The organism is Deinococcus pimensis DSM 21231 (assembly GCF_000519345.1).
GTDB lineage: Bacteria > Deinococcota > Deinococci > Deinococcales > Deinococcaceae > Deinococcus_A > Deinococcus_A pimensis.
The window spans coordinates 22,434-33,757 of record NZ_KI912619.1 but is presented as its reverse complement, the minus strand read 5'-3'; the positions used below and the strand labels follow the sequence as shown (position 1 = coordinate 33,757).

Sequence of the window (11,324 nt, the reverse complement as noted above, 5' to 3'; positions counted from 1 at the left end):
GTCGGGGTTGTGCGCGTAGTCGAGGATCACCCGGAACGGCAGGCCGTCGTACACGTTGAGGCGGCCCGGGCTGTGCTCGAACGACGACGTGAAGGTGGAGAGCGCCTCCCGGATCGCGTCGAGCGGAAGGCCGTGCGCCACGCACATCGCGGTGGCGGCGAGGGCGTTCTCCACGTTGAAGCCCGCGAGGCCGCCGAGCGTGGCGGGGATGTCGGCGGCGCGCATCAGCACCTCGCGCTCGCCGCCGCGCAGCGTCGATGACGAGGTAGCCCTCCTCGCCCTCGTCGCGGATGATGTCGAGCGCGGCGGTCGCCACGTGCTCGCGCAGGACGGGGCCCGCGTCCGCGCCACGCATGGAGAAGAACCCGAGGCGTCCCCGCGCCACGCGGCGCATGCGGAGCGTGTGCGGATCGTCGGCGTTGAGGACGCTCGTGCCGCGCCGCGCGACGACGCGGACGATGGTGGACTTCACCCGCGCGAGGTCGCGCAGGGTATCCACGCCCCTGAGGCCGAGGTGGTCGGGCTGCACGTTGAGGACGGCGCCCACGTCGGCGCGGTCGAAGCCGAGCCCCTCGCGCAGCAGGCCGCCTCTCGCCGTCTCCAGCACCGCCGCCGTGACGCTGGGGTGCCGCAGCACCATGCGGGCGCTCCGGGGGCCGGTCGCGTCGGCCTCGTGGATGCGTTCGCCCGCGACGTACACGCCGCTCGTGGTGGTGAGGCCCACCGTGTGCCCGACGTGCGTCAGGACGTGCGCGAGCATGCGCGCGGTCGTGCTCTTGCCGTTCGTGCCGGTCACCGCGAGGATCGGGATCCGGCTGCGGCTTCCGCGCGGGTAGAGCACGTCGATGATGGCGGCGGCCACGTCGCGCGGCTCGCCCACGCTGGGCTGGAGGTGCATGCGCAGGCCCGGCGCGGCGTTCACCTCGACGACGCCGCCCCCGGTCTCGCGGACGCTTCTGGTGATGTCGGGCGCCATGAGGTCGATGCCCGCCACGTCGAGACCCACCGCGAGCGCCGCGGTGCGCGCGACGGAGGCGTTCTCGGGGTGGATGTCGTCCGTGCGGTCCACGGCCGTGCCACCCGTGGAGAGGTTGGCGGTGTCCGCGAGGAACACCGTGCGGCCCGGCTCGGGGACGCTGTCCACGCCCATGCCCGCTCGCGCGAGGACCCGCAGGGCCTGCGCGTCGAGTTTGATGCGGGTCATGACGTTCTCGTGCCCCTCACCGCGCCGGGGGTCGCGGTTGACCTCCTCGACGAGTTCGCGGACGGTGCGCTCGCCGTCGCCGACGACGTGGGCGGGCACGCGCTCCGCGACCGCGACGACCTCGCCGCCCACGACGAGGACGCGGTGGTCGCGGCCCTCGTAGTACTGCTCCACCACCACCTGCCGTCCGTGCGCGCGGGCCTCCTCGAAGCCCCGGCGCACCTCTTCGGGCGTGCGGAGGTCCAGGCTCACGCCGCGCCCGTGGTTGCCGTCGAGCGGTTTGGTCACGACGGGCCCACGCATGCGTGCGGCCTCACGGACGGCCTCGTCGGCGTCACGGACGACCGCGCCGCGCGGGACGGGCACGCCCACGTCGGCGAGGAGGCGTTTCGTGAGGTCCTTGTCGCTCGCGGTGAGCGTCGCGACGTGCGAGGTGAGGCCCGTGATGCTCGCGCGGAAGCGGCGCCCGTTGCGTCCGTACCCGAGCTGGATCAGGCTGCGCTCGTCGAGACGGGACACGGGGATGCCGCGCCGGCGCGCGGCCCGCACGAGCGCGTCCGTGGTGGGTCCGAGGGAGGTGCGGCGCACGAGACGCCGCAGCGCGTCCATGCCCGCCGCGAGGTCGAACTCCGGCGCGGTGAGGGCGGGCTCTGCGGGATCGTCGTACAGGACGCGCAGACCGAGCACGCCGCGCAGCTCCCCTGGCAGGAGGGAGTCCACGAGGCGCAGCGCGAGCAGGCCCGCGAGGAAGGCGACGTCCTCGTCGCGGTAGGCGTACATGACGGTGTAGACACCCGGCTGACCGCGCACGCCGCGCGTCTTGCCGTGGGCGGTGCGTTCGCCCGCGAGGCTCTGGAGTTCGAGCGCGACGTGCTCCGTGACGTGGCCGAGCCACGTGCCGTCCCGCATGCGCCGTACGAGCCCGCCGGGCTCCTGGTAGGAGCAGCCGTGGTTTTGCAGGGTCGGGACCTGACCCAGCAGCGCGTCCGTGAAGCCGGGCAGGGTGCTGGTGGGCCGCGCCTCCAGCGCGCCGAGGTCGAGGACGAAGCGCACCATGGGCCGGGTGGAGTACACGTGCGGGCCCCGGTACACGCCGCGCTCCAGGACGCGCATCGGGCCGCCCGGAGGCGGGGTGGCGGGGGTGGGGCCCGTGTCGGGCGTGTCGTCCTGAGGGGGCAGCATGGGTGCTTCCAAGGATAGACAGCGTGAAGCGGCACGGGAACGCGCGAGGGTTCAGACAGGCTTGATGTTGACCGCGAGACGACTGTAGCCCAGCTCCAATTTCGACTCCTGACTCAACGCGACCTTCCGGAAGGGCACGCTACGGTCGAGCCACCGACACGCGGACGCGGGGCGGCGGCCTCGCCGCACGTCCGCGCGCCGCCCGGGAGGCCCTTATGCTCCAGTCACGCGTCCGTTCCACCCTGTCCATCCTCGGCGCCCTCACGCTCGCCCTCGCGAGCGCCGCCCACGCGGAACTCGCCGACGTCAAGAAGCGTGGCGAACTCCGCGTCGTCATGAGCGGCGAGTACCCGCCCTTCTCTCAGCCCACCGCGAGCGGCGACCTCACGGGCTTCGACGCGGACGTCGCGCGCGAGATCGCCAAGCGGCTCGGCGTGAAGGCCAAGCTCGTCAAGGCCGAGTTCTCCGCGATCGTCGCGGGCGTGCAGTCCGGCAACTTCGACCTCGCGGTGGCCTCGCAGAGCAAGACGCCCGAACGCCAGAAGGCCGTGGACTTCCTCTCCAAGCCCTACTACTACGACGGCTTCCAGCTGTTCGTCCCGAAGAGCAGCAAGGCCAACACCCTCGCGGACCTCGGGAACAAGCCCGTCGCGGTGGCGCTCGGCACCGTCTTCGAGAAGTACCTGCGCGACCGCAAGTACCCCAACGTGGTCACGCTCAGCGGCGAGCAGGAGATCTTCCTCGCGCTCGGCGCGGGCCGCGCGTCGGGCATGATCACCACGCGCTCCGTCGGCGCGGTCGCCATCAAGAACGGTCAGGCGCTGCGCGCCGCGGGCAGCGTCCTGCAGCAGGACAACCCGTACATCACGCTCGGCAAGAACCAGCCGCAGCTCAAGGCCGCCGTGGAGAAGGCCCTCGACGACATGCGCAAGGACGGCACCCTCAAGCGGCTCAGCGTGAAGTACCTCGGCTCGGACATCACCGTGCCCGCCGGACGCTGAAGCCCGGGATGTTCGACGTCTTCACGCCCGACGTCCTCGGCGCCCTGTGGCGCGGCACCACCATCACGCTGTCGCTGACGGTCCTCGCGAGCCTCTTCGGGCTCGCGCTGGGCCTCGTCGCGGCGATGGGACGCCTCTCGCGGCTCGCGCCGCTGAGGTTCCTCGCGGGCGTGTACATCGAGACCTTTCGCGGCACGCCGCTGCTCGTCCAGCTCTTCTTCCTGTACTTCGCGCTGCCGCAGATCACGGGCGTCACGCTGCCCGCCTACCAGACGGCGGTGCTGGGTCTGAGCCTCTTCGCGGGCGCGTACGCCGCCGAGATCATCCGCGGCAGCCTCAACGCCGTCCCGCGCGGTCAGCTGGAGGCCGCGCGGGCGCTGGGTCTGAAGCCCTCGGAGGCGCTGCGGCTCGTGCTGATCCCGCAGGCGGCGCGTGTCGGTCTGCCCGCGCTCGGCAACCAGTTCATCGGGCTCCTCAAGGACTCCAGCCTCGCGAGCGTCATCACCGTGACGGAACTGCTGCTCACGACGCGCGGCCTCGTGTCCATCAACTACCAGCCCGTCGCGATGTACCTCGCGGTGGGCCTGATCTACTTCCTGCTCTCCAACGGCGCCGCGCGCCTCTTCGGGCTCGTGGAGCGCCGACTGGAGCGCCCGTACGTCACCTCCTCCGCCCGGACCCGAACCCCGGCGTGACCGGAGCATGATGAGCGCCCCGCCCCCCCCGGCGGGGCGTTTTCGCGTGCCGTACGCACCGACCCCTCTGCACGCGCCTCCTTCCCCGATCACGGGCGAACCACGCCCCGCCTCCTACGTTGGGGGAGCCAAAGGGCAAGGAGGAAGAACCCATGCGTACCCGGACCATCCTGAGTGTCGTCCTGTTGACCGCCAGTCTCGTCGCCTGCGGAGGCGGCGCGCCCGCACCCACCCCGAACCCCGGGGGCGGCGATCCCACGCCGACGCCCGGCGCGTTCGACCTGAGCGTCTCCACGGCGCGGCTCCCCGTCCTGACGGGCGGCTCGGCCACGCTCACCGTGAACGTCACCCGGCAGTCCGGCTTCACGGGCCCCGTGACGGTCGCCCTGCAGGGCCTGCCCGCCGGGGCGAGCGCCGCGCCCGTCACCGTCGCGGCGGACCAGACGAGCGCGACCATGACCGTGAGCGCCGCGGGGGCGGCGGCGCATTCGCTCCCCACGACCGTGAAGGTGCACGGCGAGGGGGACGGCAGGACCGTGGACCGCGACGTCACCGTCACCGTGCGCGGTGCGGCGGGCGTGGTGGACACGTCCTTCGGGCAGGGCGGGAAGGCCGTCGTGGACACCAGCGGCAAGGGCGCCGACGACTACGCCTACGCCATGGCGGTCCAGCCCGACGGGAAGATCGTCGTCGCCGGGTATGCGCCCATCAACAACACGCAGGACTTCTCCGTGATCCGCCTCACCCGCGACGGCGCCCTCGACCCCTCCTTCGGCACGGGCGGCAGGGTCACCATCGACTTCGACGGCAAGAGCGACGACGCGCGCGCCGTGGCCGTCGCGCCGGACGGCAAGATCGTCGTGGCGGGCTCCGTGACGGTCGGGGCGGGCTCGGGCGACATCGACTTCGGCGTGGCGCGCCTCAACACGGACGGCACGCCCGACGCGGGCTTCGGCGCGGGCGGGAAGGTCAGCGTCGCCATCGGCGCGGAGGTGGACCGCGCGTACGCCGTGCTGGTCCAGCCCGACGGGAAGGTCGTCGCGGGCGGCTACACGAACGCCGGGCCCGTCACGGGTCAGGACTTCGCGCTCGTCAGGCTCACGACGAACGGCACGCCCGACGCCTCGTTCGGCACGAACGGCCGGGCGGTCGCGGCGGTCGCGAACGGGACGGCGGGCGACATCATCCACGCGCTCGCGCTCCAGGGTGACAGGATCGTCGCGGCGGGCGGTCCCGCCGACTTCCAGGTGGCGCGCTTCACCTCGCAGGGCCAGCTCGACACGACCTTCGGGTCGGGCGGCAAGCTCACGGGCATCACGGGGTCCAGCTTCGGCAACGGCGCGAACGCCGTCGTGATCGACGCGCAGAACCGCATCGTCGTGGCGGGCAACAGCGCGCAGAACACCGCCGCCGTGCGCCTCGGCGAGAACGGCGCGCTCGACACGAGCTTCGGCACGGGCGGCAAGACCGTCGTGAAGGTCAGCCAGGACAACTGGGACGAGGCGACGGGCGTGGCCCTCCAGAGCGACGGGAAGGTCGTGCTGGGCGGCTGGGTGTACGAGGGAGGCGGGTCCAGCGGCAACTTCACCGCGCTGCGCCTCACGGCGGACGGGCAGCCCGACGCGACGTTCGGGCAGGGGGGCGTCGTGATCACCGCCGTCGCGGACGCCGGGAAGAGCGACCTCGCGCACGCGATGGTGCTGCAGCCCGACGAGCGCGTGCCCGCCACCCGCATCCTCCTCGCGGGGCAGCGGTCGGCCGGGGCGAACGACTTCGCCGTGACGCGCCTCTGGGAGTGAGGACGCGGGCGAGGGGGGCCGGGAGGCGAGCGCTTCCCGGCCCCCCTCCCACATTGGAGTAAGCTCCGGGTGACCGGGACGCTTCGTGGTGGTCCCTTTGCGGGGCGTTCACGGGCGCGTCACCCGGGCTTCCCAGGCTGGAATGAAGGAGACTCCATGCGTCAATTTCGACTGATCAGCCTCGTCACGCTCGCCCTCGCGCTCTCCGCCTGCCGTTCCGGCACGGACGGCGCGGGCGCGGGCACGGGCGCGGCCCCGCAGACGTCCACGACACAGCCCTCCACGGATCAGCCCTCCACGGGCAGTCAGGGCGCCACGGACGGGAGCGCGGACTCCGGCTCGTCCGACTCCTCCGCCGGGAGCGGGGACTCGTCCGCGACCTCCACGGGCACGGGCACGGGCACGGACACCGGCACCCCGGACACCACGACCACGGCCACGGGAGGCGCCACGACGGGAGACCGGCCCGCCGACGCGCTCGCCTACGAGGACAACACCGTCCGGGTCGTGCAGGACACGCAGAACGGCGTGGTGTTCGTCACGCGCTTCGACCAGCAGAACAACCTCTACAATCCGCTCGGCGGCGGCTCCACCCGCGACCTGCAGCCCGAGCCCAGCGGGTCCGGGTCCGGCTTCTTCGTGGACAATCAGGGCTACATCCTCACGAACTACCACGTCGTGGAGGACGCGGAGCGCATCACGGTGCGGCTGCACACCAGCAAGAAGGAGTACCAGGCGCAGGTGGTGGGCACCGCGCCCGACTACGACCTCGCGCTGCTGCGCGTGAAGAACGTGCCGAGCAGTTCTTACACGCCGATGAAGCTCGGGGACAGCACGAAGCTCCGCGCGGGTCAGAAGGCCATCGCGCTCGGCGCGCCCTTCGGGCTGGATTTTTCGGTGACGCAGGGCATCGTGTCGTCCGTGGAGCGCACCATCCCGACCGGCGTGAACCAGATCCCGCAGAACGCCATCCAGACGGACGCGGCCATCAACCCCGGCAACTCCGGGGGTCCGCTCGTGAACAGCCGGGGCGAGGTGATCGGGATCAACACGCAGATCCTGTCGCCCGCCGGGGCGCAGGGCGGAACGGGGCAGAGCGCCGGGGTGGGCTTCGCGATTCCCGTGAACGTCGCGAAGAGCATCCTGCCGCGCCTGCGCGCCGGGGAGCGGGTGAGCGTGCCCGTCATCGGGGTGCAGAGCGTGAACCTCGCGGACCTCAACGCGCAGGTCCGCGCGGACCTCAAGCTGCCCGAGGAGGGCATCCTCGTGCAGAACGTCGTGCCGGACAGCCCCGCGCAGAAGGCGGGCGTGCGCGGCGGGAACCGCGCGGTGCAGTTCCCGGACGGGACGCTGCGGGTCGGTGGGGACGTCATCGTCGGCATCGAGGGGCAGGAGGTGAGCAGCGTGGAGGACCTTCAGAGCGTGCTGATCACCCGCAAGCCGGGTGACCGGGTGACGCTGCGGCTGCGCCGGGGCGGGCAGACCGTGACGGAGCAGCTGACGCTGGGGCAGGGCACGCGGCGCTGAGCTCGCGCGCCGCGGGAACGAGGGGGACGCCGACGGGCGTCCCCCTCGTGACATTCGCCACACTTCGGCCCCTGGGGGGAGTACGCTGGGGATCATCCCCCGATCACCCCCGTCGTCCTAAGGTCGCTTCAGGAGGTCGTCATGACGGACATTCTGTACGCCCCGCACCCGCCGCACCTGTCCATCACCCTGACCGAAGCGGCCCTCGCGCGGCTCGACGCGCGCCTCTCGGACCTGGACGCGCTGCGGCGCGCGGGCACGCTGAGCGTGGTGCTGCAGGACAGCGCGGACCTGCTCGGCGCGCACCTGATCGTCCGGGACGACACGAACGGCGAGGAGTGGCGCGCCTCCCCGCTCGCGCTGGACGACGACCGCGACCGGGACCGCCCCGTGGCCCTGCCAGGCCGCTGGACGCGCGAGGAGACCGCGCGGCGCCTGGGGCTCGCGGGAGCCCGCGCGACGGACATGGACGCGTCCGCCCTGCGGTCCGTGGTGGGCGCGTGGCGCTCGGGCCTCGTGCTGGGCTTCTCCCGCCCCGGCGGCGCCCCCGGGAGCGTCCTCACGCACCGCTTCGACCTCGCGGACGTCGTGGACCGCATCGAACTGGAGTTCCTCGGCGACGAGGGCTACCGTCCCCTCACGGACCTGTGGGCGTACCGCCTCGGGGAGGGCGGGCACCTCGACACGTGGCGCGGGGCGGTGAGCACGGGCGTGGAGCGCGTGGAGACGCTGCGCTGGCCGTCCGTGTAGGACCAGGGGCGCCCCAGATGGCGCGCCTTAGGCCGTTTCGCGCATGACGGCGGCGGAACCCGCGTCGTCTGCTGGGATCATGCCGCGATCGATGTACCCGCCCTTCGGCCTCGGGGTCGTCACGCCCACGCTGGAGCTGCACGGGGCGACGGACGACCTCCTCGCGGACCTCCTGCCCGTCGTCCGCGCGGGCGTGGCCGACGGGCCGCCTTACCCCTTCGACGATCCGATGTCGCTGTACGAGGACGGCCCGCTCCGGGAGAGGAAGTGGCTGCAGGCGATCTGGCGCGGGCGCGGCAACGTCCGCCCGGAGTCGTGGCGGCTGTACTTCGTGGTGACGCTCGGCGGGCGGGCCGTGGGGATGCAGGACCTGATCGGCACGGACTTCGACCGGTTCCGCACGGTGAGCACGTTCTCCTGGCTCGCTCCGGGAGTCCGCGGGCGGGGGCTGGGCCGCGAGATGCGCGCGGCGGTCCTGCACCTCGCCTTCGAGGGGTTCGGGGCGGCGGAGGCGACGAGCGAGGCGTTTTTCGACAACGTGGCGTCCAACCGCGTGTCCGGGACGCTCGGCTACCGTCCCGACGGGCACGGCTGGGCGTCGCGGCGCGGTGAGCCCGCGAGGCTGAACCGCTGGAGGCTCCACCGGGACGACTGGGAGGCGCGGCGCCGCGGGGACATCGTGCTGACGGGCGTGGAGGCGTGCAGGCCGGTGCTGTTCATCGGGGAGCACGGAGCTCCGGAGGCGTGAGCAACGCGAAAGGGCGGCCACGCGGGCCGCCCTCCGGGTGCGCGGGGTTCAGATGGGGTCGCCGATGCTGGCGCGCCAGCGCCACTCGGAGGCGCGCTTCATGACGTGCGCCATGCCGCCGGTCATCGCGAGCTTCTGGTTCCAGGGGAGCTTCATCCAGCCGACCGCCATGAGGCCGCCGAGCGAGACGAACTCGCCGAGGGTGCTGGGCTCGTACGTTTCGAGCTCGCCGCCGCGCGCGAGGCGCATGATGTTCTTGCCGGTGAGGCGGCCCTGCTGGCCCGCGTGCTGCGCGGTGGTGGGCACGGGCTTCTGCGTCTTGGGGTCGGTCGCGAGGGCCATGTCGCCGATCACGAAGACCTCCGGGTACGCGGGAATGCGCAGGTACTCGTCCACGACGATGCGGTTCGCGGGGCCCTTCTCCAGCTTCTCGGCCTTGACGATCTCCTGGGCCTGGATGCCGCCCGTCCAGATGATCTTGCCCGCCTCGATGACCTTCTGCTGCCCGTCGGCGGTCTGCACGGTCACGCTGTCCTCGCTGGCCTGCATGAGGCGGTGCTGCACGAGGATGTGGATGCCGTACTCCGTCAGCGTCCGGGTGGCGCGCTCGCGCAGGTTGTCGTCCAGGACGGGGAGGATCTTGGGGCCGGCCTCGACGAGGTAGATCTCGACCTTGGGCAGGCCGCGCTCGCGCGAGAGGATCTCGTTGCGCTGCGCGAGCTCGGTGACGAGCTCCACGCCGGTGAGGCCCGCGCCGCCCACGACGATGTTGCGGTTGCCGACGTAGGAGGTCTCGAAGACGCGGTTGATGAAGGTGAAGATCTCGTCGGCGTCGGCGAGCTCCTTGAGCTCGGTGGCGTGCTCGGCGAGGCCGGGGATGCGGTAGAAGTTGGTGACGCTGCCGAGGCCGATGACGAGGGTGTCGTAGCTCAGGGTGCGGCCGTCCTTGAGGGCGACCTGGCGGGCGTCGAGGTCGACGCTGTCGATGCGGGCGAGGTCCATCTGGACGCCGGTGCCCTTCAGGAGGGGCTGCAGGGGCAGGGTGACCTGGGTGTTGTGCGCGGCGGCCTCGTGGAGGCGCGTCTCGAACACGTGGTACGGGTTCTGCTCGACGAGGGTGACGTCGAGTCCGGGGGTGGGCTTGAGTTTGGTCGCGACCGCGAGGCCCGCGTAGCCGGCTCCAAGGATCAGGGTCTTCATGGCTACCTCTGGTGAAAGTCTTCACGAGTAACTTCGCGGCGTTCTCGCACGCGGAAGTCGGAGACGGGCGTCCCCTCTCGCAAGCAGTGTACACCCTACACGAAATACGCCCGGTGTGCGAGGGCCGGGCGCACGTTGAGCCGGGTCACAGCGGTCCTTGGGAGAACGCTGGGAAAGCTCCCTCACCTCACACCGGCATGCTCCGCCCCCGCTGGGTCAGGTAGAGATGCCACAGCAGCCGCGTCGCCACGCCCCGCCACGGCCGCCACCCCTCGCCCCGCTCCAGCAGCTCCGCCGCCGAGGGCTTGCCCGGCAGGCCGTACGCGTCACGCACCGCCAGCACCAGCCCCAGGTCCCCCACCGGGAACACGTCCGGACGACCCAGCGCGATCAGGAGGTACACGTCCGCCGTCCACGCGCCCACCCCGCGCAGCCCCGTGAGGGCCGCGCGCGCCTCCTCGTCCGGCAGGTCACCCAGGCGGTCCAGCGGCAGCTCGCCCGACATCACCGCCCGCGCCACGCCCAGCACGTACGACGCCTTCTGCCGCGTCACGCCCGCCGCGCGCACCCCGTCCTCCCCGAGGGCCAGCACCGCCTCCGGCGTCACCTCGCCCGCCGCCGCGCGCAGGCGTTCCAGCGCCGCGCGCGCCGACGAGAGCGACACCTGCTGCTCCAGCACCACGTGCGTGAGCGTCTCGAAGCCCGGCGGACGCCACCACGCGGGCGGCGGCCCCAGGCGCTCCAGCAGTCCGGAGAGCACCACGTCGCGCGCCGTCAGCTCCGCGAGGCCGCGCTCCACGTCCCGCCGCAACCTCGCGAGCACCTCACCTGACACGTCCGTGTCGATCATGCCCCAGGGTAGGCCCAGGGCAGGGACCGTGGCCCCGCACCCTGCCTCAAGACACCTTGAGGCGGGCCTCAAGCCCCCGCGCCCCGCGTTCGGCGACGATGAGGGTCCAGCAGTGCCACCGGAGGAGCCATGACCCAGATGACCCACGACCGATTCGACCTCGACGCCTGGCTGCGACGGCACGAAGCCGACGCGCCCCACGACCTCGAACGGGCCCTCGCGGAAGTCCCCAGCGACCAGCGCACCCTCGCGCTGCTCGAATGGCTGAGTCACGGCGACCTGCGCGGCGAGCGCATCCAGCTGCGCCTGAACTGACTGTCCCCCCCCAGCGCGCCGCCCGACCGGTCTCCCCGGGGTCGGGCGGCGCG

Annotated in this window: 10 protein-coding genes; 7 read left to right on the top strand and 3 right to left on the bottom strand. The window is 72.4% G+C overall.

Annotation, left to right across the window (positions count from 1 at the left end; all coding sequences use genetic code 11):
- A partial coding sequence (cphA, locus tag DEIPI_RS27685; RefSeq protein WP_052351571.1) for a cyanophycin synthetase occupies window positions 1-2,386 on the bottom strand: 2,386 nt, incomplete at its 3' end.
- A gap of 215 nt (window positions 2,387-2,601) precedes the next feature.
- On the opposite strand from cphA, the gene DEIPI_RS0101770 reads away from it, so the two are divergent.
- From DEIPI_RS0101770 to DEIPI_RS0101745, 6 genes are all read left to right on the top strand, one after another.
- On the top strand, window positions 2,602-3,387 hold the full coding sequence (locus DEIPI_RS0101770) for a transporter substrate-binding domain-containing protein (protein ID WP_045233434.1): 786 nt from the start codon (window positions 2,602-2,604) through the stop codon (window positions 3,385-3,387).
- Between the two features lie 8 nt (window positions 3,388-3,395).
- Window positions 3,396-4,082 carry an amino acid ABC transporter permease gene (locus DEIPI_RS27680; protein WP_045233433.1) on the top strand — a complete coding sequence of 229 codons (687 nt, stop codon included), beginning with the start codon at window positions 3,396-3,398 and terminating at the stop codon, window positions 4,080-4,082.
- A 152-nt stretch (window positions 4,083-4,234) separates the two neighbouring features.
- Entirely contained in the window at window positions 4,235-5,881 is a 1,647-nt protein-coding gene (locus tag DEIPI_RS0101760) for an NHL repeat-containing protein (protein ID WP_027480655.1), read from the top strand.
- Window positions 5,882-6,037: 156 nt separating this feature from the next.
- A complete protein-coding gene (locus DEIPI_RS27675) occupies window positions 6,038-7,408 on the top strand; it encodes a S1C family serine protease (RefSeq protein ID WP_052351570.1) in 1,371 nt (456 codons plus the stop codon).
- Window positions 7,409-7,549: 141 nt separating this feature from the next.
- Window positions 7,550-8,158, top strand: a complete 609-nt coding sequence (locus DEIPI_RS0101750; protein ID WP_027480654.1) for a hypothetical protein — start codon at window positions 7,550-7,552, stop codon at window positions 8,156-8,158.
- Between the two features lie 79 nt (window positions 8,159-8,237).
- Window positions 8,238-8,906: a GNAT family N-acetyltransferase gene (locus tag DEIPI_RS0101745; RefSeq protein WP_027480653.1), complete on the top strand. Its 669-nt coding sequence runs from the start codon at window positions 8,238-8,240 to the stop codon at window positions 8,904-8,906.
- 48 nt (window positions 8,907-8,954) lie between these two features.
- Here DEIPI_RS0101745 and DEIPI_RS0101740 read toward each other — a convergent pair whose 3' ends face one another.
- Together DEIPI_RS0101740 and DEIPI_RS0101735 are read right to left on the bottom strand one after the other, a co-directional pair.
- Window positions 8,955-10,106 (bottom strand): NAD(P)/FAD-dependent oxidoreductase, encoded by a 1,152-nt coding sequence (locus DEIPI_RS0101740; RefSeq protein WP_027480652.1) that lies wholly within the window; start codon window positions 10,104-10,106, stop codon window positions 8,955-8,957.
- 187 nt (window positions 10,107-10,293) lie between these two features.
- Window positions 10,294-10,956, bottom strand: coding sequence for a DNA-3-methyladenine glycosylase family protein (locus tag DEIPI_RS0101735; protein ID WP_045233432.1), 663 nt, complete (start codon window positions 10,954-10,956; stop codon window positions 10,294-10,296).
- Window positions 10,957-11,085: 129 nt separating this feature from the next.
- Between DEIPI_RS0101735 and DEIPI_RS0101730 the strand changes: the two genes are divergently transcribed.
- Window positions 11,086-11,271: a hypothetical protein gene (locus DEIPI_RS0101730; protein WP_027480650.1), complete on the top strand. Its 186-nt coding sequence runs from the start codon at window positions 11,086-11,088 to the stop codon at window positions 11,269-11,271.
- Window positions 11,272-11,324: the final 53 nt, after the last annotated feature.